This is a genomic window from Amycolatopsis samaneae (assembly GCF_039541975.1).
GTDB lineage: Bacteria > Actinomycetota > Actinomycetes > Mycobacteriales > Pseudonocardiaceae > Amycolatopsis > Amycolatopsis samaneae.
Window position 1 is genome coordinate 130,791 of record NZ_BAABHG010000002.1, and the last position, 23,826, is coordinate 154,616.

19 protein-coding genes are annotated in these 23,826 nt (G+C 72.0%); 11 read left to right on the forward strand and 8 right to left on the reverse strand.

Translation table 11 applies throughout. The features are described from left to right. Positions 1–91 precede the first annotated feature (91 nt). The 7 genes from ABD987_RS03835 to ABD987_RS03865 are packed head-to-tail and all read left to right on the forward strand — an operon-like array spanning position 92 to position 11,519. Positions 92–1,366, forward strand: a complete 1,275-nt coding sequence (locus tag ABD987_RS03835) for an ABC1 kinase family protein (protein WP_345386956.1) — start codon at positions 92–94, stop codon at positions 1,364–1,366. Next, a complete protein-coding gene (locus tag ABD987_RS03840) occupies positions 1,363–2,304 on the forward strand; it encodes a DUF1702 family protein (protein ID WP_345386958.1) in 942 nt (313 codons plus the stop codon). The genes ABD987_RS03835 and ABD987_RS03840 overlap by 4 nt, the downstream gene beginning before the upstream one ends. Next, the gene (locus tag ABD987_RS03845; RefSeq protein WP_345386960.1) at positions 2,301–4,220 is read left to right on the forward strand and encodes an FG-GAP-like repeat-containing protein; all 1,920 of its coding nucleotides are present in this window, start codon (positions 2,301–2,303) and stop codon (positions 4,218–4,220) included. Before ABD987_RS03840 ends, ABD987_RS03845 begins: the two co-directional genes overlap by 4 nt. Then, positions 4,217–5,146 (forward strand): enediyne biosynthesis protein UnbU, encoded by a 930-nt coding sequence (locus ABD987_RS03850; protein WP_345386963.1) that lies wholly within the window; start codon positions 4,217–4,219, stop codon positions 5,144–5,146. Before ABD987_RS03845 ends, ABD987_RS03850 begins: the two co-directional genes overlap by 4 nt. Continuing rightward, positions 5,143–10,413 carry an SDR family NAD(P)-dependent oxidoreductase gene (locus tag ABD987_RS03855; protein ID WP_345386965.1) on the forward strand — a complete coding sequence of 1,757 codons (5,271 nt, stop codon included), beginning with the start codon at positions 5,143–5,145 and terminating at the stop codon, positions 10,411–10,413. Before ABD987_RS03850 ends, ABD987_RS03855 begins: the two co-directional genes overlap by 4 nt. Then, positions 10,410–10,841, forward strand: a complete 432-nt coding sequence (locus tag ABD987_RS03860) for an acyl-CoA thioesterase (protein ID WP_345386967.1) — start codon at positions 10,410–10,412, stop codon at positions 10,839–10,841. The genes ABD987_RS03855 and ABD987_RS03860 overlap by 4 nt, the downstream gene beginning before the upstream one ends. A 12-nt stretch (positions 10,842–10,853) precedes the next feature. Further along, positions 10,854–11,519: a winged helix-turn-helix transcriptional regulator gene (locus ABD987_RS03865; protein WP_345386969.1), complete on the forward strand. Its 666-nt coding sequence runs from the start codon at positions 10,854–10,856 to the stop codon at positions 11,517–11,519. 85 nt (positions 11,520–11,604) lie between these two features. Here the strand turns inward: ABD987_RS03865 and ABD987_RS03870 are convergent, their stop codons facing one another. Together ABD987_RS03870 and ABD987_RS03875 are read right to left on the reverse strand one after the other, a co-directional pair. After that, positions 11,605–12,330, reverse strand: coding sequence for a twin-arginine translocation signal domain-containing protein (locus ABD987_RS03870; RefSeq protein ID WP_345386971.1), 726 nt, complete (start codon positions 12,328–12,330; stop codon positions 11,605–11,607). Between the two features lie 195 nt (positions 12,331–12,525). Next, positions 12,526–14,082 carry an alpha/beta hydrolase gene (locus tag ABD987_RS03875; RefSeq protein ID WP_345386973.1) on the reverse strand — a complete coding sequence of 519 codons (1,557 nt, stop codon included), beginning with the start codon at positions 14,080–14,082 and terminating at the stop codon, positions 12,526–12,528. Positions 14,083–14,205: 123 nt separating this feature from the next. On the opposite strand from ABD987_RS03875, the gene ABD987_RS03880 reads away from it, so the two are divergent. The 3 genes from ABD987_RS03880 to ABD987_RS03890 all read left to right on the forward strand — a co-directional run bounded on the left by ABD987_RS03880 (position 14,206) and on the right by ABD987_RS03890 (position 18,064). Next, positions 14,206–15,783: a glycosyl hydrolase gene (locus ABD987_RS03880; RefSeq protein ID WP_345386975.1), complete on the forward strand. Its 1,578-nt coding sequence runs from the start codon at positions 14,206–14,208 to the stop codon at positions 15,781–15,783. A 115-nt stretch (positions 15,784–15,898) separates the two neighbouring features. Beyond that, positions 15,899–16,174 (forward strand): YggT family protein, encoded by a 276-nt coding sequence (locus ABD987_RS03885; protein WP_345386977.1) that lies wholly within the window; start codon positions 15,899–15,901, stop codon positions 16,172–16,174. A 270-nt stretch (positions 16,175–16,444) separates the two neighbouring features. Further along, complete coding sequence (locus ABD987_RS03890; protein WP_345386979.1) at positions 16,445–18,064, forward strand: ABC-F family ATP-binding cassette domain-containing protein; 1,620 nt, start codon at positions 16,445–16,447, stop codon at positions 18,062–18,064. A 59-nt stretch (positions 18,065–18,123) separates the two neighbouring features. On the opposite strand, the gene ABD987_RS03895 is transcribed toward ABD987_RS03890, so the two are convergent. The 4 genes from ABD987_RS03895 to ABD987_RS03910 are packed head-to-tail and all read right to left on the reverse strand — an operon-like array spanning position 18,124 to position 21,913. Continuing rightward, positions 18,124–18,657 carry an FKBP-type peptidyl-prolyl cis-trans isomerase gene (locus tag ABD987_RS03895; RefSeq protein ID WP_345386981.1) on the reverse strand — a complete coding sequence of 178 codons (534 nt, stop codon included), beginning with the start codon at positions 18,655–18,657 and terminating at the stop codon, positions 18,124–18,126. A gap of 9 nt (positions 18,658–18,666) precedes the next feature. Continuing rightward, entirely contained in the window at positions 18,667–20,892 is a 2,226-nt protein-coding gene (locus ABD987_RS03900) for a HelD family protein (RefSeq protein ID WP_345388221.1), read from the reverse strand. After that, positions 20,888–21,076, reverse strand: a complete 189-nt coding sequence (locus tag ABD987_RS03905; RefSeq protein ID WP_345386983.1) for a DUF397 domain-containing protein — start codon at positions 21,074–21,076, stop codon at positions 20,888–20,890. Before ABD987_RS03905 ends, ABD987_RS03900 begins: the two co-directional genes overlap by 5 nt. Before the next feature lie 24 nt (positions 21,077–21,100). Beyond that, the gene (locus tag ABD987_RS03910; RefSeq protein ID WP_345386985.1) at positions 21,101–21,913 is read right to left on the reverse strand and encodes a helix-turn-helix domain-containing protein; all 813 of its coding nucleotides are present in this window, start codon (positions 21,911–21,913) and stop codon (positions 21,101–21,103) included. A gap of 154 nt (positions 21,914–22,067) precedes the next feature. On the opposite strand from ABD987_RS03910, the gene ABD987_RS03915 reads away from it, so the two are divergent. Continuing rightward, the gene (locus tag ABD987_RS03915) at positions 22,068–22,313 is read left to right on the forward strand and encodes a hypothetical protein (protein WP_345386987.1); all 246 of its coding nucleotides are present in this window, start codon (positions 22,068–22,070) and stop codon (positions 22,311–22,313) included. Between the two features lie 178 nt (positions 22,314–22,491). On the opposite strand, the gene ABD987_RS03920 is transcribed toward ABD987_RS03915, so the two are convergent. Further along, positions 22,492–22,911: an Imm1 family immunity protein gene (locus ABD987_RS03920; protein ID WP_345386989.1), complete on the reverse strand. Its 420-nt coding sequence runs from the start codon at positions 22,909–22,911 to the stop codon at positions 22,492–22,494. Further along, positions 22,908–23,669 carry a DddA-like double-stranded DNA deaminase toxin gene (locus tag ABD987_RS03925; RefSeq protein ID WP_345386991.1) on the reverse strand — a complete coding sequence of 254 codons (762 nt, stop codon included), beginning with the start codon at positions 23,667–23,669 and terminating at the stop codon, positions 22,908–22,910. The genes ABD987_RS03920 and ABD987_RS03925 overlap by 4 nt, the downstream gene beginning before the upstream one ends. Between the last annotated feature and the right edge of the window lie 157 nt (positions 23,670–23,826).

The following is a 23,826-nucleotide window of genomic DNA, read 5'->3' on the forward strand; positions in this document are numbered from 1 at the left end:
GTTGTCCTCGCGGCAGGACAGCGCGGAAGGGCGGTTGTAGCGTCGGTCGGCGGTGCCCTGGACAGCTGATCGGAAGGAGCATTCCGTACCGATGACGAGCCAGGTGGTCGGCGGCGGAACGCTGGCGCTGCGGATGACACGGACCCTGTTCGTCCTTTGTGGACGATTACCCTCGCTGGCCGTGACGGCGGTCCTTTCGCTGTTCCGGCGCGGGCACGACGGACGCGGGCGCTGGCTGGCGGACACCTTGGTCGCGCTGGGTCCCGCGTACGTGAAGGCGGCCCAGCTGCTCAGCACCCGCGCGGACCTCCTGCCCCCGCCGGTGTGCCGGGCACTGCACCGGCTCTACGACCGGGTCCGCCCGGTGCCGCCGCGCACGGCGGCGCCGATGCTGCGCTCGCGGCTGGGCGCCACCGGGACCCGGCTGGTCGGCGCGGGCAGCGTCGCGTGCGTGTACCGGTGTGTGCTGCCGGACGGCCGCGAGGTCGCGGTCAAGGTGCGCAGGCCGGGTGTCGACCGGTCGCTGCCCGCCGATCTCGCGCTGTTCGAGCGGGGCGCGGCGCTGCTCGCGCGGCTGCCGTGGCTGCGCGGCGTCCCGGTGACGGAGATCGTCACGCGGCTGACCGCGAGCATCCGCGCCCAGCTGGACTTCCGGCGGGAGGCGGAATCGCTCGACGGCTTCCGCGCCGCGCTGTCCTCGATCGCCGGGGTCACCGTGCCCGCCGTCGACCGGGAGCTGTCCACCGGTGACCTGCTGGTGATGGACTTCGTGGCCGGTCTCGTCCGGCAGGGCCCGGGGGAGCTGGACGACGCCGAGCGCGGGCGCGCGGTGGTGACCGCGCTCCGCGCGGTGTACCGGATGCTCTTCCTCGACGGCGTGGTGCACTGCGATCTGCATCCGGGCAACCTCTACCTCCGCCCCGGCGGCACGATCGTCATCCTCGACGCGGGGTTCACCGTGCGGCTGACGGACGAGGCGCGGGAGAAGTTCGCCGCGTTCTTCTACTGCATGAGCCAGGGCGACGGCGAGGCCTGCGCCGACATCGTGCTCTCCACCGCCGGGGACACGCCGGACGCCGATCGCGGCGCGTTCCGCGCCGGCCTCGCCGCGCTGGTGACGGCGCACACCGGCAGGCGAGGGGGCGAGTTCGACCTGGTTTCGTTCGCCACCCGGCTCTTCGACCTCCAGCGGCGGCACGGGTTCCACGCCGATCCGCAGTTCGTGTTCCCGATCCTTTCGCTGCTGGTGCTGGAGGGCACGGTGCGGGAGTTCCACCCGGACGTCGACTTCCAGCGGGAGGCCGAGCCCTTCCTGGTGACCGCGCTGATGGAACGCGTGCTGGTGACCCGGGGCGGGGCCCGGTGAGCGCCGGTGTGGTGGCGCGGCTGCTGCGCCAGGACATGGGCCGGGTCGACTTCGGGCCGCGCCGGTTCCGGCTGCGCCCCGGCCCGGCACGAGAGGTGCTCGAAACGGCGGGGCGGGCGTTCCTGACCGGGCTGAACGCCTCGCTCGAAACGAGCGGAGACGCGCTCGCCGCCCGGATCGCCGGACTGGGCCCGGAACTGGCCGGTTTCGCGTTCGAGGGGGCCGGGATGGGCTGCGCGCTGCTCGACCTGCTCCTCCCCCGGCGGCGCCACCGCGTCGATGCCCTGCTGCGCGGCCCGGCGGCGGGTCATCCGCATCTGGTGCACGTCGGCGTGGGCTGGGCGTACGCGCGGCTGCGGCTGCGGCCGGTGCGCGGCCCGGCGGGCGCGGACCCGCTGCTGCGCTGGCTGGCCTGGGACGGATTCGGCTTCCACCAAGGGTTTTTCCACGCCGACCGGGTGATCGGGCGGCAACGCGTGGAGCGCGGGCTCCACCGTGACGTCCGGCGGGTCCGCGACCAGGGACTGGGCCGCGCGCTGTGGTTCTGCGAATGCGCCGACCCCGACGGGGTGGCGTTGCGCATCGCCGAGTTCCCCGAGCCGCGGCGGGCGGACCTGTGGAGCGGGGCGGGGCTCGCCGCCACCTACGCGGGCGGTGCCGACGCGGGGGAACTGGCCAGGCTGGCCGAGGAGTCCGGGCCCTACCGCGCGCATCTCGCGCAGGGCAGCGCGTTCGCCTGCGCCGCGCGGCGAGTCGCCGGGATCGTCCCCGCGCACACCGACAAGGCCGCCGAGGTGCTGACGGGTGCCGACGCCGCCACCGCCGCGTCCTGGACCGACCGGGCACTGACCAAGCTGGGACCCCGGCCGCACGCACTCGCGCACTACCAGCGCTGGCGGGCGGAAATCCGGCATCTGTGGGAGAGGAACAGCCGATGAGACCGTTCATGCGCCGCCACCTCACCCGGGTGGTCGCACTGGCGGGCTGTGCCGCGGTGTTCGCGTTCACCGTCGCCCCCGCGCCGTCCTCGGCCGGGGAATCCGCGCTGGCGCAACGCTTTTCGTTCGCCGCGCACGCGGTCAGCCCGCCGGACGCGCCGGACCAGCGGCGGGTGCGGACGGTCGCCCCCGCCTACGAGCGGATCCGGTCGTGGATCTCCTCGGTGGGCGCGGCCACGGCGCTGTTCGCCGCGGACGGGGGCCGGGTCTCCCACGACGTCTGCCTGGTCGATCCGCGCACCGACACGGTGACCGTCGAACCCGCGCCGACCACCGGGGCGCGGTACCAGCCGTTCACCCTCACCCCGGCCGGTCTCGAAACGCCGTCCTACGCGGCGCCGATGGGCTGTCTTCCGGTGGACGTGGACGAGGACGGCTGGCAGGACGTGATCGTCTACTACTGGGGCCGGTCCCCGGTGGTGTTCGGGCGGGTCCCCGGCACGCCACCCTCGGCGGCGGCGTTCCGCCCCCGTGAGCTGGTCAGCCCGTGGCAGGTGTGGAACACCAACGCCGCCACGGTCGGGGACTTCGACGGCGACGGGCACGTCGATCTCGTGTTCGGCAACTACTTCCCCGACGGCGCCCGCGTGCTCGACCCCACCGCGCGGCAACCCGAGCTGGTGATGAACGACTCGCTCTCGCACGCGACGAACGCGGGCACCCTGCGGCTGTTCCGGTCCACCGGCGCCGGCCGGTTCGCCGAGGCGCCCGGCGCGTTCCCGGCGGAGGCCAGGACCGGCTGGGCGCTCGCGCTCGCCGCGCAGGACATCGGCGGCCGCGGGCTGCCGGACCTCTACGTCGCCAACGATTTCGGGCCCGATCACCTGCTGGTCAACGAATCCACCCCGGGACACCTCGCGTTCCGGACCGCGACCGGGACGCGGCACGCGGCGACGCCGAAGTCGAAGGTGCTCGGCACCGATTCGTTCAAGGGCATGGGCGTGGCCTTCGCCGACCTCGCCGCGCACGGTGTCCCGGACATCCTGGTCAGCAACATCACCGAGCCGTATGCCTTGCAGGAAAGCAACTTCGCCTTCGTCGCCACCGCCGACCGCGCCACGGCCGCCGAGCGGCTGCGCGCGGGCGACGCGCCGTATGACGACCACAGCGAGGACCTCGGGCTGGCCCGCTCGGGCTGGTCGTGGGACGTCAAGGCCGCCGACTTCGACAACGCCGGGTCCGACGAGGTCATGCACGCCACCGGGTTCGTCGCCGGGACGGTGAACCGGTGGGCGCAGTTGCAGGAGACGGCGATGTCGAACGACCTGGTGCTGAGCCACCCGGCGCTGTGGCCGCGGTTCACCGAGGGCACCGACCTGTCCGGCCACGACCGCAACACGTTCTTCGCGCGCGGCGAGGACGGCCGGTTCGTGAACGTCGCCGAGCGGGCCGGGGTCGGCACGGACGCGGTCAGCCGGGCGTTCGCCGTCGGCGACGTGGACGGCGACGGACGGCTGGACTTCGTCACCGCCAACCAGTGGGCACCGTCCACTTTGTACCGCAACACCGCGGCGGCCGGGGCCTTCCTCGGCCTGCGGCTGCTCCGCCCCGCCGGGGACGCGGCCTACCGGGCGGGCACCGCCGGTCCGCTGACCCCCGCGATCGGCGCCGAGGCGCAGGTACCCACACCGGACGGGGGCACCCGGCTGCAGGAGGTGTACCCGGCCAACGGGCACAACGGGGTCAACGCCCCGGACCTGCACTTCGGCCTGGGCGCGCGGCCACCGGAAAGGGTGCCGGTGCGGCTGGCGTGGCGGGACGGCTGCGGCCACCACCACACCGCGACGGCGTCGCTCGCACCCGGCTGGCACACCCTGCGCCTCGGCGCGGACGGGACGATCGAGGAGGAACGGTGAGCAAGTCACCCGCCGAGCGCCGGTCCGCGGCGCTGCGCCGGTTCGGGATGTCGATCACGGCGCTGACCGTGCTCGGGCACACCGTGCTCGGGTTCGAGCAGGCCTACCTGACCCCGGTCGTCGCGGCGCTCGCCGCGCTCGCCGCCGAGATCGTCCTCGAATCGGTGGAAGCCGCCGTCGAGCGACGCCGTCCCCGCTATCTCGGGAAACCGGGCGCGGTGGTGGACTTCCTGCTCCCGGCCTACATCACCGGCATCGCCTGCGCGATGCTGCTGTTCGCCGACGACCGGTTCATGCCGACGGTGCTCGCCGCGGTGGCGGGTGTGGCCACCAAGTACGTCTTCCGCGTCCGCGTCGGCGGGAAACTCCGGCACGTGCTCAATCCGAGCAACGCCGGGATCGTGCTGGTCCTGCTGCTGTTCCCGTGGGTCGGCATCGCGCCGCCGTACGAGTTCACCGAATGGGTCACCGGCGCCTGGGGTGCCGTGGTGCCCGCGCTGCTGCTGATCGCCGGGACGATGCTCAACGCGCAGCTGACCGGGAAGATCCCGCTGATCCTCGGCTGGGTCGGCGGCTTCCTCGCCCAGGCGGTGCTGCGCACGCTGATCACCGACATCTCACTGGTGAGCGCGGTCCTGCCGGTCACCGGCACCGCGTTCGTCCTGTTCACCAACTACATGATCACCGACCCCGGCACCACCCCGTCCAGCCGCCGCGGCCAGGTCCTCTTCGGACTCGCCACCGCCGCGGTGTACGGGGTGCTGGTGCAGTTCCACGTCGTGTTCGGGCTGTTCTTCGCGCTGACGATCACCTGCGTGCTGCGCGCGGTGGTGCTCGTCGTGGCCGCCCGCCGGAGTCCACAGTGGAACGTGCTGGTGCCGGCGCCGAGGGCCGAAATGCCGGTGCAGGCCAGGGAACCGGCGTGAGCCGCCGGGAACACGGCGAGCCGATCGCGGTCACCGGGATGGCCTGCCGCTATCCGGACGCCGACGATCCCGCCCAGCTCTGGGAGGTCGTGCTCCAGCGGCGGCGCGCGTTCCGCAGGCTGCCCGCCGAGCGGCTCGACCTCGAGGACTACTGGGCCGCCGACGCGGCCGTGCCGGACCGGACCTACAGCACCCGGGCGGCGGTACTGGCGGACTGGCACTTCGACCGCGACGAGTTCCGCGTCCCCGGCCCGGTCTTCCGCGCCACCGATCCGGCGCACTGGCTGGCGCTGGAGACCGCGGCACGCGCGCTCGCCGACGCCGGGCGGCCGGGGGGCGCCGGACTGGACACGGACCGGGTCACCGTGGTCGTGGGCAACAGCCTGACCGGGGACGTCACCAGGGCGAACGCGCTGCGCCTGCGCTGGCCCTACGTACGCGACGTGCTGCGCGCCTCGCTGTCCGAAGTGGACGACGCGGCGCTGGAGGCGGTCGAACGTCGTTATCTGGCGGCGTTTCCCGAGGTCGGTGACGAAACACTGGCCGGGAGCCTCGCCAACACCATCGCGGGCCGGATCTGCAACCACTTCGGCTTCCACGGCGGTGGGTACACTGTGGACGGTGCCTGCGCCTCCTCGGCGCTCGCGGTGATCACCGCCTGCCGCGCACTGGCCACCGGTGCCGCCGACTTCGCGCTGGCCGGTGGTGTCGACCTGTCGCTGGACCCGTTCGAGCTGGTGGGTTTCGCCAAGACGGGCGCGCTCGCCGCCGGGCCGATGCGGGTCTACGACGAGCGTTCGGCCGGGTTCTGGCCGGGCGAGGGCTGCGGCATGCTCGCGCTCGTCCGCGCCGGGGACGCGCGCGCGGCCGGGATGCCGGTGTACGCCGAGATCCGCGGCTGGGGCGTCTCCTCGGACGGGCGTGGCGGCATCACCCGCCCCGAGGTGGACGGGCAGGTGCTCGCGCTGCGCCGGGCGGCCGCGATGGCCGGGATCGGCCACGGCGAGGTCGGCCTCTACGAGGGGCACGGCACCGGGACCGCGGTCGGGGACCTCGTCGAGCTGACCGCGCTGAACCGCGTCCGCTCCGGCGCGGCGCCCGCCGCGCTCGGCTCGGTCAAGGCCAACATCGGGCACACCAAGGCCGCCGCCGGGGTCGCCGGGCTCGTCAAGGCCACGCTGAGCGTCGCCTCCGGTCTGCTGCCGCCCTCGACCGGGTGCGAGCGGCCGCACCCCGCGCTCGGCGAGACCCTGCGCGTGCTGTCCGCGCCGGAGCCGTGGCCCGGCGGGACGCGGACGGCGGGTGTCAGCGCCATGGGGTTCGGCGGGATCAACACCCACGTGCTGCTGAGCGCGCCCGGCCCGGCACCCCGGCGGCATCCCGCGCGGCCGGTGGTCGCCGAGCCCGCCCCGGAGGTGGACGTCGTCGCCGTCGGCGGCCACGACGTCGCCACCACGGTCGCCGCGCTGACCGAAATCGCCGCCGCCGCGCCCCGGTTGTCGTACGCGGAGCTGCACGACCTCGCCTGTCACCACGGCCGCCGGACGGCGGTGGGCCCGGTCCGCGCCGCGCTGGTGGTGCGGACCCCCGAGGAACTCGCCGAATTCGCGGCCAAGGCGGCGGCCGAGCTGCCCCATGTCCCTTGTGGACGGTTGTCCTCGGCGCCGGGGCGGTGGCTGGGCAACGACGTGGCGGGCCGGGTGACGCTGTTGTTCCCCGGCCAGGGCGCGAGCGGCGCGGAACCGGCCGACACCGCGCTGGCCCAGCCCGCGGTCTACCGCGCCTGCCTGTCCGCGCTGGCCGGGCTCGACACGCTGGGGGTGGCGCCGGTCGCCGCGATCGGGCACAGCCTCGGCGAGCTCGCGGCGCTGACCTGGGCGGGTGTTCTATCCACTGAGGACGGTGCGCGGCTGGTCGCCGAACGCGGCCGGATCATGGCCGGGCACGGCGCCGGTGGCACCGGGATGCTCGCCGTGACCGCCGACGCCGCCACGGCCGAGGAGCTCTGTGCCGGGACCGGCGTGGTGCTCGCGGCGGACAACGGCGCGCGGGCACAGGTGCTGGCGGGCCAGCTCGCGGAGCTGGACGCCGTGGCGGAAGCGGCCGCACGGCGCGGCGTCGCGACCCGGCGGCTCCCGGTCTCCCACGGGTTCCACAGCGCCGCCATGGCCGCCTGCGCCGGGCCGCTGCGCGAGGTTCTGCGGGAGATACCGGTCTCGGCGGCGGACCGCACCGTGCTGTCCACTGTGTACGGACGCGCGCTCACCGCCGCCGACGACCTGACCGAGCTGCTGGTCGCCCAGCTGTGTTCACCGGTGCTGTTCCGTGACGCGGTGCGGGCGGCCGAGGCGGGCACCGACCTGTTCTGCGAGGCGGGCGCGGGGCACGCGCTGACGAGCCTGGTGTCCGGGGAGTCGGCGGTCCCGGCGGTCGGCATGGACCCCGGGGCGCCCGGTGGCCGGGGCACGGCGGAGTCCGCCGGCGCGCTGTTCGCCGCCGGCGCGGCCAAGGAACTCGCCCCGCTGTTCGCCCGGCGCGCCGCCCGGCCCATCGACCTGGGCCGCGTGCCGGTGTTCCTGGCGAACCCCTGCGCGGCGGTGGCACCGGTGGTGCCCGCGCCCAGGACCGCCGGGGAAGCGGCCGTGCCCGCCCACGACGCCGCCGCGACGGTCACGCGCCTGCTGGCCGAGGCCACCGAACTCGGCACCGCGCTCATCCGGCCGGGAGCCCGGCTGCTCAGCGACCTCAACCTGAGTTCGCTGCGCGCCACGCAACTGCTCACCGAGGCGGCCGGGGCGCTGGGCCGGAAGCCGCCCGCGCTGTCGACGGCCTTCGCCGACGCCTCGGTCGCCGAGGTGATCGCCGAGCTCGAACGGCTGCCGGAAACCGACGAGCCCGCCGAGGGCGGCCCGGTCCCCGGCGTCCGGCCCTGGCAAGGCTGTTTCACCGAAACCCTCGTCCCGGTGCCGCCGGAACCGTGGCACCCCAGCGAAACCGTGTACCTGCCCGACCACGAGGACGTGGGGAAGCTGCTCGCCGCGGCACGGACCGCCCTCGATCGAGGTGCCCTCGTCGTAGTGACGCACGACCGGGCGTCCGCCGGCTTCTTCCGCTCGCTGCACCAGGAACACCCCGGCCTCGGCCTCACCCTCGTCCGGGTCCCGCCGGGGACGACGGACTTCTCCGCGTTCCACGCCGAGCCGGGCCGGTTCCGCGAACTCGTCGTGAGCCAGGACGGCGTACTCGCCGAACCGGCCGAGACACCACTGGCCCTGCCCGCCACTCCCGGCGAGCTTCCCTTCGACGAGCGGGACGTGCTGCTGGTGAGCGGCGGCGGCAGGGGCATCGGCCACGCGTGCGCCCGCGCGCTGGCCACGGCCACCGGCCTCACCCTCGCGATCCTCGGCCGCGCCCACCCGGACACGGACCCGGGCCTGAGGTCCACTTTGGACGCCCTGCGTGCGGACGGGATCCGCGTCGCCTACCAGTCCGCCGACGTCGCCGACGCCGAGGCCGTCGCACTGGCCGTCGAGAAGCTCACCGCCGAGACCGGGCCGGTCACCGCGCTGCTGCACGCGAGCGGTGTCAACACGCCCGCGCGGTTCGCCGAACTCGGCGAGGACGACTTCGCCCGGCATCTGTCGCCCAAGGTCACCGGGCTGCGCACACTGCTCGGCGCGCTCCCCCACGAGCCGCTGCGCTCGCTCGTCACCTTCGGCTCGGTGATCGGCACCCACGGCATGCCGGGCGCGAGCCACTACGCGCTCGCCAACGGGCTCCTCCGCGAGGAGCTGGCGCGCTGGGCGGCGCGGCTGCCAGGCCGCCGGGTGCTGAACATCGACTGGACCGCGTGGTCGGGCACCGGGATGGCCGATCGTCTCGGCGCGACGCGGGCGCTGGCCCGCACCGGCACGACGCCACTCCCGGTCGAGGAGGGGACGCGACTGTTCCTGCGCCTGCTCGCCGCTTCCGGGCTGCCGCCGAGCGTGGCGGTGCACGGCAGGCTCGGCGCGGGCGGCACGCCACCGGCGACCGGCGGCCGGTTCCTGGAGCGGATCCGCGTCCGGCACCCGGACGTCGAACTCGTCGCCGACACGACGCTGTCGGCGGCCACCGACCGCTGGCTGGCCGATCACCGGGTGGACGGGCTGCTCCTGCTGCCCGCGGTCGCCGGGCTGGAGGCCATGGCGCAGGCCGCCTCCGCCGTCGCGGGCCGCGCGCTGACCGTCGCGGAGCACGTCCGGTTCGACCGGCCTGTCCTCGTGCCCGGCACCGGCGAGCTCGTCGTCCGGGTCTGCGCGCTGCGCGAGGGCGAGAAGATCACCACCGTGCTGCGCAGCGCGGAGTCCGGCTTCGCGGCCGACCACTTCCGCGCCGAGTTTCCCTTGCACCCCAGTGCTTCCCGGCCCGATCCGGGGCCGGTGCCCGCGCGCGGCGCCGTCGATCCAGGGGAACTGTACGACCGGCTTCTGTTCCACAGTGGACAGTTCCGGCGGGTGGGCGCCGCCGCCGTGCCGGATCCGTGGTCCTGCCGGGCCGGCATCGACGCGCGCGAGGGCGATCCGTGGTTCACCACCGTGCTCGGCGATCCGGCCGCCCACGACGCCACCATCCACGTCCTGCAGGCCTGCGTCCCCGCGCGCAGGCTGCTACCGGTGGGCTGCGACCGCGTCGAGACGAACCCGGCCGCCCGTGGCCGGTGGACCCTGCGCGGTGTCGAACGCGCGGCGGCGGACGGCCACTACACCTGGGATGTGCTCGCCGAGGACGACGGCGGCGCGGTCGCCGTCGCGTGGACCGGGCTGCGGCTCGCGGACTCCGGGCCGCTCCCGCACGACCGGCCGTGGCCCGCCGTGCTGCTGTCCGCGCTGCTCACCCGCGCCGCGGTCGCGCTCGGCCTGGACCACTCGGTGCGGGTGTCCGTCGGCGAACCGTTCACCGTGACGGTCACCGGCGACGGCCCGGTCACGAGCGCCTGGGCACCGGTCGATCCGGCGGCCGCGCCCGGCGACCCCGGGCTGACCCGGCTCATCGCGGGCCCGTGCGCGGAAACCGGGGACACCGTCGCCGCGCGGGCCGTCACCATCGCGCGCTGCCTCGCACAGCGGGGCGTTTCCCCTTCGGTGGCAGAGTTTTCCGGGTTCTACGACGGCGGCTGGCTGGTGCTGCGCGCCGGGGGCGCGCTGGTCGCCTCGGCCGTGGTCCCCGTCGCCGGGCAGCCGCATCCGGTCGCGATCGCGGTGCTGGCCGGGGAGGCCACACAGTGACCCCCGCCTACCGTTATCGCCACCCGGTCACGCTGGAGGAGACCAACCTCGTCGGCAACGTCTACTTCGCCCACTACGTGCGCTGGCAGGGACACTGCCGGGAACGCTTCCTCGCCGAGCACGCCCCCGATGTCGTCGCAGCGCTGTCGGACGGCTTCGCCATGGTCACCACCACCTGCGGCTGCGACTACTTCGGCGAGCTGACCGCGAACGACGTCGTCGAACTGCGCATGACCCTCACCGCGCTCGAAGGCCACCGGGTCGCGATGGCCTTCGACTACTTCCGCACCGAGGTCGCGCTCCCGCAGCTGGTCGCCCGCGGCCACCAGGCCATCGCCTGCATGACCCGCGGCCCGGCCGGGCTGGAGCCGGTCCCGGTGCCCGAGCAGCTCCGGACGGCCCTCACGCCGTACTTGAAAATCCAGTAGTACGCTGGGGCGGTGGAACGCCACTACCGCCAGTACTGCGGGCTGGCCGCCGCGCTCGACACGGTCGGCGAGCGCTGGACGCTGCTGATCGTGCGGGAGCTGCTGCTCGGCCCCCGCCGCTACACCGAACTGATCGCCGATCTCCCCGGCCTGGGCACCAATCTGCTCGCCGACCGGCTGAAGAAGCTGTGCGCGGCCGAGATCGTCGTACGGGAGGACACCGGGGCCTACCGGCTCGGGCCACTCGGCGAGCGGTTGCGCGAACCGGTGCTGGCACTGTCCAAATGGGGCATCGGGCTGCTCGGCGAGCCCACGCCGGAGATGATCACCCGGCCGCACTGGGCGCTGCTGGCGGTCCAGGCGATGGCCGACGCGAGCAGGCTGCCGGAGCTCGCCGAGACCTACGAATTCCAGGTGGACGACGAGGTTTTCCACCTCACCGTCGACCACGGCGCGCTGCTCACCGCGCGAGGCCCGGCCGCGTCGCCGTCGATGCGCGTCCGCACCGACGCGACCACGTTCGTCCGCATCGGCGCCGGCGCCATCGGGCCGTTCGCGGCGCTCGCCACCGGCGACCTGTCCTTCACCGGCGACCCGGACGCCGTCCTACGCTGCTCGACTGTGCTGGGCCTGGTGAACGTTCCAGCCGATCAGCCCCGTCCGTCGCCGAAGTGCTGAAGGACGCTTTCAGTGCGTTGGGCGTGCTGAAGGACGCCTTCAGTGCACTGAACGCACCGATGGCGTCCTTCAGCACACCCGAGGATCAGAGGCCGCCGACCTTCACCGGGAACTTCTGGATGGTCGCGATGGTCGTGTCCGGGTCGTCCGGCAGCACCAGGTCCACCGGGTTCTGCAACTGATAGAGATCACCCCGCGGCGGGAACTGGGTCAGCTTCCCGACCAGCAATCCCGGGTCCTTCGTGGTCAGTACCAGCGGCTCGTAGGCCTTGCTGGAGCGGATCCCGGCCTGGCGCAGCAGAGCGTCCGGCTGGTCGATGGTCATGGTGAAGCTCAGCACCATGACCTGCTCGAACCTCGGCGGGAACCGTTGCGTCAGCTTCAACAGGCTCTTCGCGTCGACATCGATGTCGTTCTGTTCGATCGTGATCGTGCCGCCCTGGCTCACGCCGTCCCCGCCCGGCAGCTCGGCACTGACCCGGTGCCCGACCACCCGCAGCCGCACCGAGTTGATCGGATCGTCCGGGTTCACGTCGACCCGCACCTTGATCCCGCCCCGGAAGTCGACGCTGACCAGCGCCGTCCTGATCTGCAACGGGGTGTTGATCGCGAGGCAGCTGCACGGGATCTCCGCGCCGATCGGCGGGAGACCGGTCTGCTGCTGACCGGCCTGCGCGGCCTGGCCGCCCAGCAGGCCACCGGCGGCTACGCCGCCGACCCCCATCGCCGCCGCCGCGGCGGCTCCCTTCAGGAAGTCCCGCCTGCCCGAGCCGGGCCGGCTTTCCTCGTCGTCATCGTTCGGAGCAGGCATCGTCAACCTCCGCAGTCTGATGTCGAAAGAGTCCGCCCGCTTGAATTTAAGATAGTTGTCCGCGCGGGGACAGGGCGCTCGGCACGATCAACACGGACGTGTCCGCGCGTGCTGACCCACCGCCGACGATGAACACGAAGCCTTGCCCCGTCGAGGGACCCCGGCCACGCGATCGGGGCACGCCTCCGCGACGGCCTACCCGCCCGGTACCGGCTCGAACGGCCGGTGGTCCGGGACGCACCGGGTCCCGGGCGCGGGAAGCCGGAGATCGACGAGGTACTCCTCGCGCAGCCGGTCGGCGCAGGCGCTGCCGAGCGGGTTGTGCCCGTGCCCGTCGACCACGACCAGCCGGGCGTTGCCCAGCGCGCGCCGGGCGTCGTGGGCGAAGGCCACCGAGGTGACCGGGTCGAAGCGGTTGTTGACCAGCAGCGCGGGAGTCCGGGAACGCAGCGTCCACGGCCCCCGGTGCCGCTGCGGGTAGCCGCCCGGCGGCGCGGCCCAGGACGCGCAGGCCTGGAGCTGGTACAGCCAGTGTCTGCCGTAGACCGGCGCGGCCGTGTCGAACGCGCGCGCCAGCGCGGGCCACGCCCCGGGAACCGGCGGGAACTCGTTGTCCGCACAGGAAATCGCCGTGTAGGAGTCCAGGAAGTCCAGCCGGAAGCCGGTGACCCGGTAGATCTCCCGCAGCGGCGCCGGATCGCCGTCCGGGCCGCGCTCCAGCCCGGCGAGCAGCTCGGCCAGCGCGGGCCAGCCTTGCGCGGTGTCGTAGAGCAGCTGCGCGTGCAGCGGGACGACGTCGGCGTAGCGCAGTTCCAGCGCGTCCGCGCCGCGGCCGACGGTGACCGGCCCGCGCTTAAGCCGGGCCAGCACGGCGGCGTTGCGTGCCAGGGTGTCCCCGGCCAGCGGGCACCGCGCGGCACCGGCTTCGGTGCACAGCCGCGCGAACTCGCGCAGCACCTCCTCGGTCCCCGCCGAACGCCGCCACAGCATCCCGAGCGTGTCCCCGGTGTACCCGGCGGGGTCGATCATCGCGTTCAGCTGCAACGCGCGAACCCGGCCGGGGAACAACGCGCCGTAGACCTCGCCGAGATAGCTGGCGTACGAGCCGCCGCTGAACGTCGTCTCGCGATCGCCGACGGCGCGACGCAGCAGATCGAGGTCGCTGGCGGCGTCGACCGTGGTGAGGTGCCCGATCAGCTCCGCGTCGTGCGTGGCGCAGCCGCGCGCGAGCTCCCGGCTTTTCCGTTCGGCCAGCCGTTCCTCCGCCGGATTCGCGGGCGGCAGCGCCGTGCCCGCCCAGAACCGTTCCTGCTCGGCGGGCGAGGCGAAACACCGCACCTGACGGCTGCGGCCGATCCCCCGCTGGTCGAAACTCACCACGTCGAACCGGCGAGCCAGCTCACCCCCAGCGAGCTGCCCCTGTTTCGCCGCGTCGAACCCCGACCCGCCGGGCCCGCCCACCGCGGTGAACAACGTGCCGATCCGCCGGGCGGGATCGGCGGCGGGCTGCCGGATCACCGCCAGCGGCAACCGTTTCCCGTGCGGGCGGGTGTAGTCCAGCGGCACCAGGGCCACCGCGCACCGGTACCGCTCCAGCCCCGGTTCCCGGCACGGGCCCCAGTCGAGCACCGGGGTCTCGGCCGCGTCCGCCCGCGCGGCCGCCGCCGATCTCCCGGCCGCCGACACCGCCGGCGCGGCGGTACCGAGCAGGAGCAGAACCAGCGTGCCGAGCAGCGCCTTCCGGAAGATCACCCCCGGATCATGGCCGCGACGGCGAACCGCCGTCGTCCGTCGAAAGAAGGACGGCCCCTCACCCGGAAGACGCTGGCAATTGTGCCGAGGCGTCACCCCGGCCCGCCCTGTCACCCTCGAAGCATGGGGATCACGCGCACCGGGAACCGGACCGCCCGCACACTCGCCTGCGTACTCGGTACGGGCGCGCTGCTCGCGCCCGTACCGGCGTCGGCCGCCGCCGCGCCCACGCTCGGCATCGCCTCGCCGAATCTGGTTTTCCTCCAGGGCCACAACACCATCGCGCTCAGCTCGACGGAACCACGGGTGCGGTGGAGCGTCGCCGACGCCGACGGTCACCCCGCCGCGTCGGGGACCGCGGTGCTGGACCGGCGGCACGGCGTCATCGACGTGAGCGCGCTCGGTCCCGGCTACTACCGCCTCCGGGCGACCGCCACCACCGCCGGGACGAGCACGACCCGCGACACCGCTTTCGCCGTCCTGACCCCAGTGCCGGACGGCGCGCTGAATCCCGCCTCGCCGTTCGGGGTCAACACGCATTTCGCCGGGCGTAGCTGGGACATCGGCTACGAAAAGCCGTTGCTCGACACGATCGCCAGGATCGGGTTCGGGCACCTGCGCGAAAGCATGGAGTGGAACTCGGTCGAGAAGACCCGGAACGTCTACACCGTTCCCGCCGCCTATCAGGACATCCTGGTCACCGCGAAGCACAAGGGAATCACCCCGATGCTCATCGCCGCCTACCACAACCCCTTCTACGACGGGAACAAAACGCCCAGCAGCACCACCGGGCTGAACGCCTTCGCCAGGTTCGAAAGCCAGTGGCTGGCGCACTTCCGGAAACTCGGCGTCACCCAGGACATCGAGACCTACAACGAGTACTACGGCGGCTTCAACACCGGCACCTGCGGCGCCACCCCCGCCTGCCAGTACCGGCTGATCAAACCGGCGTACACGGTGACCAAGAAGGAGAACCCGGACGCCAACGTCGTCGTCGACGTCAACAGCAGGCCGGAATGGCACGTCCCGCTGTTCCAGCAGGGCGGACTGTCCGCAATGGACACCGTGAACACGCACATCTACGCCTGCAAGGACGGGCCGGAGGGCGTCGTCGACGCCAAGATCGCCACGCTGCGGCAGAACGTCAGGAAGTACAACCAGGGCAAGGACAAGCCGATCTGGATGACCGAGACCGGCTGCACCACGACCCCGAGCGCGGGCGGCGACGAGGCCAAACAGGCCGACTACGTGATCCGCGCCGAAACCCTCGCGCTGGCGGCGGGCGTCGGGCAGGTCTACCTCTACGACCTGCTCGACGACGGCACCGACCCGAACGACAAGGAACAGAACTTCGGCCTGCTGCGCAAGGCCCGCGACGGCGTCGCCGCGCCGGCACCCAAACCGGGGCTCGCCGCGCAGGCCGTGCTGATCCGGATGCTGTCCGGGCTGCGGCCGAGCGGACGGGACACCCTCGCCGCGTCGTCGTACTCCTACCGGTTCGGCGCCGGGCCGGACGCCACCCGCGTGCTCTGGTCCACCGGCACGGACCGCGCCACCGTCACCGCGTCCGGACCCGTGCGGCTGACCGACCGGTTCGGCCGCGCCCGCACCCTGATCCCGTCGGGCGGGCGGCTGACGCTGTCCCTCGACCGGCACCCGGTGTTCCTCACCGGCCCCGTCCAGTCCGTCACCCCCGGCTGATCGGAGGCCCGCCCCTGAGGATCGGCTGTGAATTCCGCGCGCCGAGCACTTTCGCGACGCTGTCCGCGTTGTCCGGTTAACGGCGGCGAAAAGGTGTCGACGGGAGTGAACTGCCATGGGTGTTCTCGGAACGCTGCTCGGGTTCGTGGTGACGCTGTTCATCATCGTGCTGGTGGGGCGGATGGTGCTGGACTGGGCGGGCGCGCTGGTGGACAGCCCGCCGTGGACCCGGCGGGCGCGGCGGCTGGCGCACGCGGTGACCGAGCCGGTGATCGCGCCGGTCCGGCGGGTCGCGCGGCCGGTGCGGGTCGGCGGGATCTCGCTCGATCTCGCCTTCACGATCGTGTTCGTGGCCGCGCTCATCGTCCGCGGGATCCTGTTCAGTCTGTGACCCGGCGACCACCGCGGGCATCGAGGGTTACGGCAAACGAGTGAACATGGCCGAGACGGCGCCGAGCACCGTCATACGGACGGTGCGCGCCCGTCCCCCCGATGCCCGCCCCGACGTCCCCCGGGGCGGGACCCCTGCAGGGCGGTGCGGGTCGCGATCCCCCCAAGCGACCCGCACCGCCCGCCCCCGGCCCCGCTCAGTCCACTTCGGACGGTCGAGCGGCGGAAAATCGGACGCGACGGCGGAGAGCGGTCGCTACACTCCGCGACCATGGGCCATCTGGAAGCAGCACACGTCGAATACACCCTGCCCGACGGGCGGACGCTGCTCGGCGACGTCTCGTTCCGGGTCGGCGACGGCGCGGTCGTGGCGCTGGTGGGCCCCAACGGCGCCGGGAAGACGACGTTGCTCCGGCTGCTGTCCGGCGAACTGCGCCCGCACGCCGGGTCGGTGACCGTCTCCGGCGGGCTCGGCGTGATGGCCCAGTTCGTCGGCTCGGTCCGCGACGAACGCACGGTGCGTGATCTGCTGATTTCGGTTGCGCCCCAGCGCGTCCGCGACGCGGCGATCGCGCTGGACGCCGCCGAGGAACTGATCATGACGGCCGACGACGAGGCCGCGCAGCTGAAGTACGCGCAGGCGCTGGCCGACTGGGCCGAAGCGCGCGGGTACGAGTCCGAAACGCTCTGGGACGTCTGCACCACCTCGGCGCTCGGGATGCCCTACGACAAGGCCCGGTGGCGGCTCGTGCGGACACTGAGCGGCGGCGAGCAGAAACGCCTCGTCCTCGAAGCGCTGCTGCGCGGCCCGGACGAGGTGCTGCTGCTCGACGAACCGGACAACTACCTGGACGTACCGGGAAAACGGTGGCTGGAGGAGCGGCTGGGACAGACCCGTAAGACGGTGCTGTTCGTTTCCCACGACCGGGAGCTGCTCGCGCGGGCCGCCGAGAAGATCGTCAGCGTCGAGCCGGGCCCGGCGGGCAGCGACGCCTGGGTGCACGGCGGCGGGTTCGCCACCTACCACGAGGCACGCAAGGAACGCTTCGCCCGCTACGAAGAACTCAAGCGGCGCTGGGAGGAGAAGCACGCCCAGCTCAAGCGGCTCGTGCTGGACATGCAGCAGTACGCCGCGCGCAGCGACGAGATGGCCTCACGCTACAAAGCCGCCAAGACCCGGCTGCGGAAGTTCGAGGAGGCGGGCCCGCCCGCCGAACCGCCGCGGCCGCAGGACATCCGGATGCGGCTGCGCGGCGGCCGGACGGGCGTGCGGGCCTTCACCTGCGAGCGGCTGGAGCTCACCGGGCTGATGAAGCCGTTCTCGCTGGAGATCTTATTCGGCGAACGGGTCGCGGTGCTGGGCTCCAACGGCTCGGGCAAGTCGCACTTCCTCCGGCTGCTGGCGGGGGAGGACGTCGCGCACACCGGACTGTGGAAGTCCGGGGCGCGGGTCGTCCCCGGTCACTTCGCCCAGACCCACGCCCATCCGGAGCTGACCGGACGGACGCTCGTCGACATCCTCTGGACCGAGCACGCGAAGGATCGCGGCGCCGCGATGGCCGTGCTGCGCCGCTACGAACTCGAGCGCCAGGGCGACCACGTCTTCGACAAGCTGTCCGGCGGGCAGCAGGCGCGGTTCCAGATCCTCCAGCTGGAGCTGGCGGGCACCACCGCGCTGCTGCTGGACGAGCCGACCGACAACCTGGACCTCGAATCCGCCGAGGCGCTGCAGGACAGCCTGGAGACCTACGAGGGCACGGTGCTCGCGGTGACCCACGACCGCTGGTTCGCCCGGACGTTCGACCGCTACCTCGTCTTCGGCTCCGACGGCGTCGTCCGCGAAACCCCGGAACCGGTCTGGGACGAGGGCCGCGTCGTCCGCGCCCGCTGAAGCCCTCTGAAGGCCACCTTGAGGGACTTGAGTTCCCTCAAGGTGGCCTTCAGAGGCCGTCACGGGCCGGTGTCGCCGGAGACCTTGACGGCGTCGGTGACGAACACCAGGGTCTCGTTGGGCTTGACGCCGTTGCCGCCCTGGCGGTAGCCGAGGTCGGGCGGGATGATCAGCAGCCGCCGCGCGCCCTGCTTGATGCCGGCCAGGCCCTGGTCCCAGCCCTGGATGACCTTGCCCGCGCCCAGCGGCAGCGGGAACGTCTCGCCACGGTCGAACGAGCTGTCCAGCTTCTTCTTGTCCGACCAGGTGACCAGCGTGTAGTTCATTTCCAGCTGCTGGCCGGGCCGGGCGCCCTCACCGGTGCCGTCCGAGAGGTCCTTGGTGACGAGCTTCTTCGGCGGGGTGCAGTCGTCCGGGATGGTGATCGTCGGCGCCTCGCCGAACTTCCCGGTGGTCTTGACGTCGTCCGCCGTGCACTCGCGACTCGGGCTCTGCGCGGCGGCGGGGGCGTCCTTCTGACCGCACGCGGTCAACGCGAGGGCGGCCGTGGCCAGCGCGGCGCCCATCGCGGCGATCTTGCCGATGTTCTGCATGCGGGCACCTTAACCAAGCGCGGACAGTGCCGGAACCGTCGATCCGGTGGAGATCACGCCGAGCCGCCTCGTCGCCCTGGTGAGGGCCACGTACAGGTCGTTGAGGCCACGCGGCGAGTCCGCCACGATCTCGTCCGGCGCGAGCAGCAGCACGGCGTCGAACTCCAGGCCCTTGGCCCGCTCGACCGTGAGCACGCTCACCCGGTCGCCTGCGCCGTCGAGCAGCGCGCGGACCTCGTCGAGGCGGGCGGCCGGGGTGAGCACCGCCACCGTCCCACCGTCCACAGCGGACAGTTCGGCGGTGACGAGGCCCGGCAGCTCGGCCGCGACGTCGGCCGGGGTGACCGACCACGGCGCGACCCCGCTCTCCCGCACCGAGGAAGGCGCTTCCAGCGCGGGGTCGACCTCGGCCAGCACCCGCGCCGCGACGGCCATGATCTCGGCGGGCGTGCGGTAGTTCACGGTGAGCTGTTCGAGCCGCCAGCGATCCGCGACATACGGCGAAAGCACCTCGCCCCAGGTACGCGCCCCGCCCGCGGCGCCGGTCTGCGCGACGTCGCCGACGAGCGTCATCGACCGGTTGGGCGAGCGGCGCATCAGCAGCCGCCAGTCCATTGCGGACAGTTCCTGCGCCTCGTCGACGATGACGTGCCCGAAGGTCCACGTCCGGTCCTGCGCGGCGCGCTGGGCGGCGGTCAGCTCGCTGCGGGCCTGCTGCCGCTCGGCGAACAGCTCGGCGTCGAGCACGTCGGACACGCGCAGCAGTTCCTCGTCGATGATCTCCTCGTCCTGTTCGAGGATGTCCAGCACGCCCTCGGCGTACGCGCGGTCCTCACGCTCGCGGCGCTTGCGCTCGACGCGGGCCTCGGTGTCGTCCACGCCGAGCAGCTCGGCCAGCTCGTCCAGCAGGGGAACATCCGCGGGAGTCCACCGTGCGTCGCGACCGCTCTTCAAACACGAACGTTCGGCGTCGGACAGGAGTTTCCCCGCCGCACTGTCCAACCGTTCACTATCGGCGAACAGGTCGTCGAGCACGCCTTCCGGGGTGAGGACCGGCCACAGTGACTCCAGCGCCGCCGCGATGTTCGCGTCCGCGGCCAGTTCCGCGCGGATGTCCTGCACGTCCCGCGCGTCGAGCAGGTCCTCCCCCAGCCGTCGCGCGGCCTGGCGGGTCAGCGCGTCGAGGACGTCGGACACGAACAGCCGCCGCGCGAGGTTGTGCGGACGGCGCGAGCGGCGGGCCCGCGTCCGCGCGTCGACACAGGTCCTGCGGTCCAGCCGCAGCAGCTCGCGCTCGTATTCGATCTCCAGCACGGGTTCCGGGACCCGCTGCCGGTCGCGGACGGCGTTGGCCAGCACGTCGGCCAGGACGATCCGGCCCTTGATCTCGGCGGCCTCGCGGGACTCGACGCCGGTGGCGTCCAGTCCGGGATAAAGCTGCCCGATCGTGGCGAGCAGCACGCCGGTCTCCCCCAGCGAGGGCAGGACCTGCCCGATGTAGCGCAGGAATGTGCTGTTCGGCCCGACCACGAGCACGCCGCGCGTGGTGAGCTGCTGGCGGTGGGTGTAGAGCAGGTAGGCCGCGCGGTGCAGGGCGACGGCGGTCTTGCCGGTGCCGGGCCCGCCCTGTACGACCATGACCCCGCCCAGCGGCGCGCGGATGATCCGGTCCTGTTCGGCCTGGATGGTCGCGACGATGTCGCCCATCTCACCCGTGCGGCGCTGCTCCAGCGCGGCGAGCAGCGCGGCTTCGCCCGCCAGGCCGAGATCCTGGCCCTGGTCGGCGGCGGTGAGATCGAGGATTTCGTCGTCGAGGCCGGTGACCTTACGGCTCAGCGACCGGATGTGCCTGCGCCGCCGCACCCCTTCGGGGGACGCCGCGGTCGCCAGGTAGAACGGCCGCGCGACCGGCGCCCGCCAGTCGACCAGCAGCGGCTTGTAGTCGTCGTCGGAGTCGAACAGGCCGAGCCTGCCGATGTAGGTCGTCTCCTCGGCGTGACCGGGGACGAAGTCGAGCCGCCCGAAGCACAGCCCCTGCTCGACCGAGCCCAGCTGGGCCAGCCGATCGGTGTACAGCGTCGTCGCGACGTCGCGTTCGGTGCGCGCCTGCGGGGTGCCGCCGGTCAGCTGGAGGGTTTCGTCAAGCCTGCGCTGTGCCTCGGCGCGTTCGGCGTCGAGCTTGCGGTAAAGGGTGGTGACGTAGTCCTGCTCGCGAGCGAGTTCCTCGGTACTAATGGTTCAGCTCACGAACGAACGCGGACCACGCGGCGGCCGGGACGGTCAGCGCGGGCAGGGCCGGGACCTTGGAGTCCCGGACACCGACGGCCACCTCCCCGAACGCCACCTCGACACAGTTGGCCGTCGAGTTGCTGTAGCTGCTCTTGAACCAGTGGGGACCTGGCAGATCGTATGAACTCATGGAGCTATTGTCCCATGCTGGGGCTCAGGAAAACCGCTTGGCGGCGGCTGTGAGCAACTCGACGGACTCCTCCGGACCGGGACACAGTTCCGTCAGCGTCGCCCAGGTCTGTGCGTAGATCTCGATGTGTTCCGGCTCGTCCAGGAACAGGCTGGACACCTTGTTCTCCAACAGAACCAAGCTCGCTTCGTCGTCGTACTCCAGGATCGTGAACGAGCCCGCCAGACCAGGATGCAGACCGGCCTCGGTCGGCAGAATCTGGATCGAAACATGATCCTGACCGGCGCTGTCGACCAACCGACGCAGCTGGCGAGCGTGTGCACCACGCGCGCCGAATGGCTGGCTGAGCACACCTTCGCCGACAATCACCTTGAGTTCCAAGGGTTTTGACTTCGACAGCACGCCCTGGCGCGCCATCCTGCTGGTCACCAACGCATCTACCTCATCGGCCGAAAGCCCGTTCCCCGTTGCCTCGATGATCGCTTTGGCGTACTCGGGTGTCTGGAGCAGGCCAGGAATCACCAACGGCTCGTATTGCATCAGGCCGCTGGCTTCGGCTTCGAAGTCGACCCAGGTCTGCCAGTCCTGGGGCTGGTTCGGGGTGTTCATGCGCAGCCAGCCGCGTTGCTCGGCGTGCCGGGCGATGTCCATGATCTCGACGCGGCGCTTCGCCGACACGCGGTAGAAGTCGAGAAGCTTCTCCAGATCGTCCATGTAGAAGCCGATCTCGGCGTTCTCCATGCGGTTGACCTTGCTGGCCGACAGTTCGGTCTGCCTGCTCACCTCGGCCGCGCTCAGCCCGGTGGCCGCGCGCAGCCGCCGCAACAGGATCGCCATCCGCCGGGACTTCACCGACGGACCCGCTCGACGAGCCACTCCACACCTCCGTAATCGACTGGTCTAGAGTCAACCCCGCCGCAGTTGATATCGCCAGCACCCTCACTCTATCGAGGGATTGCAGATAAATCTGACGCACGTCAATATTACACCTATGACCAGTGACCTTTCCGATCTGTCGGTGTTCACCCTGGACGCACCTCAGCGCGAGTGGTTCGTCCGCTGCACGGACGCCCACCTGCGACTGCGCGTCTGCTCGGTCGAGGCGAACAACGGGGAACTCGCGATCGTGAGCCCGGACGAGGAGATCTTCATGTTCTCCCGCCGCGACATCGCCGAGCTCCAGACAGCTCTCGCCGCCGCCATCACCCAGGCCGCGCAGGACCTGGCCGACGCCTGACCGTGGAGCGGCGGAGGGCGGGCGAGATGTTCGCTACTTGCCCGGCGCGCCCTTGATCGCCCGGTCGGCGGCGTCGATCCTTGACACGTGCTGGGAAGCCACCAGGGCACACCAGATCGGCGGCAAGCTCCAGCACGGATCGCTCGCTGAGGCCGAAGCGCACCGCCAACTCACTCGGTCACAGCTCCCCAGCGGCAGCAGCCCAGGGAATGGCCCGAGGCTGCGTGCCGCTGACAAGGAATTCCTTGAGCCCGGCCGCCACAACACCGACCGGCAGTCCCGATCCCGGTGGGAACTCTTCGTCCTGCGAATCGTACTCCGGCGATTCCGGATCGCCGTCCGCGAACACCAGCCCCACCGAGTCCGAGGTGTACGAGATGTAAGCGAAGCTCTCGTGCACACCGACGTGAAGAAGCTGACCTGTCCAGACGTCCTGCCTGATGTCCGGTCCCCAGACTTTCGCGGTACCGGCTCGCGGTGACCGCAGTCGCTCCACGAGTTGGTCCGCCTCGGCGGCAGTGCTCACCACGACGTTCTCACCACCGACGTGACCGGCCGGGTCGTCGGGATAGATGTCCCAGATGGCGCGGAAACTCATGCGGGATCCTCGTCTCCGGTGTAAACGCGTCGCGTGCCGTCAGGTTCGATCACGGTCAGTGTAGTACCCGGCGGCAGGTAGGTTGCCAGTTGCTTGTCGCAGGTCAGAGCCCAGTCGCTCTGATGCGCAAGTGTCCCGCATACCTCCCGGTCCATTCTGAGAACCTCGTGTTTCCCAGCTCCACTTCCCGACGTCCGCATGCGCATCGCGAGCTTGATCTCCACATGTTTGGACAGATCCAGACTTGCACGGGAGTCAGGAGGAATCAGACCGCGGGCGCGGGCGAACTGTTCTGCGGCGTGCCACCATTCGTCACCCCGGCCGCTGCGGAGTACGACATCCTCGCCGTCACGAGTTCGCCAGCGGCCTTCCGCTTTGGCCTTCAGCAGCCCTCGTGGCACCGGAGTATCCGCAGACGGCAGCACACCCCTCGACACACCTGTTCGTTGGATCGGTTCTCGCGGCGGGGCGACAGGCTGCGTGTCGCCACGTGAAGAGTCGATCTTGACGGTGCGATAGTGGCCGAGTAAGGCTTCGGCCGCGTCAAGCAGCGGAGCCGTTACGGTGATCGAACGAACAGCTTCGTCGCCCGGAACGGTGAGCTCGCTCCGAGAAGCGGGAGTGTCAGCGATCTGCCCAAGCAGTTCTTGACGTTGTTCCTGAAGGCGCAGCGCCCGCGCCATGGCCACCTTCGCGGCCGCGATCTTCCCGGTTACAAGCGCCAGGGTGGCCTTTAGGTTCTCGAACCCAGAGTCCACCCCCACACGCTCCGCCCGCTGGCCGACACCTGACGCGACCATACGGACGGTGAATCCGAATTAGCAACGCCCCGCGTCGTATCCGCACGGGGCCACCGGAGGCATCACCGTGGCCGCGAGCCCTGTCGCGAAGTCTCTGAAGGCCACCATGAGGGCG

Excerpts from the sequence above, each read along its gene's own strand:
- ABD987_RS03835 (WP_345386956.1), top strand. The coding sequence starts at position 92 with ATGACGAGCCAGGTGGTCGGCGGCGGAACGCTGGCGCTGCGGATGACA.
- ABD987_RS03845 (WP_345386960.1), top strand. The coding sequence starts at position 2,301 with ATGAGACCGTTCATGCGCCGCCACCTCACCCGGGTGGTCGCACTGGCG.
- ABD987_RS03870 (WP_345386971.1), bottom strand. The coding sequence starts at position 12,330 with ATGCCTGCTCCGAACGATGACGACGAGGAAAGCCGGCCCGGCTCGGGC.
- ABD987_RS03880 (WP_345386975.1), top strand. The coding sequence starts at position 14,206 with ATGGGGATCACGCGCACCGGGAACCGGACCGCCCGCACACTCGCCTGC.
- ABD987_RS03885 (WP_345386977.1), top strand. The coding sequence starts at position 15,899 with ATGGGTGTTCTCGGAACGCTGCTCGGGTTCGTGGTGACGCTGTTCATC.
- ABD987_RS03890 (WP_345386979.1), top strand. The coding sequence starts at position 16,445 with ATGGGCCATCTGGAAGCAGCACACGTCGAATACACCCTGCCCGACGGG.
- ABD987_RS03895 (WP_345386981.1), bottom strand. The coding sequence starts at position 18,657 with ATGCAGAACATCGGCAAGATCGCCGCGATGGGCGCCGCGCTGGCCACG.
- ABD987_RS03905 (WP_345386983.1), bottom strand. The coding sequence starts at position 21,076 with ATGAGTTCATACGATCTGCCAGGTCCCCACTGGTTCAAGAGCAGCTAC.
- ABD987_RS03910 (WP_345386985.1), bottom strand. The coding sequence starts at position 21,913 with ATGGCGATCCTGTTGCGGCGGCTGCGCGCGGCCACCGGGCTGAGCGCG.
- ABD987_RS03915 (WP_345386987.1), top strand. The coding sequence starts at position 22,068 with ATGACCAGTGACCTTTCCGATCTGTCGGTGTTCACCCTGGACGCACCT.
- ABD987_RS03920 (WP_345386989.1), bottom strand. The coding sequence starts at position 22,911 with ATGAGTTTCCGCGCCATCTGGGACATCTATCCCGACGACCCGGCCGGT.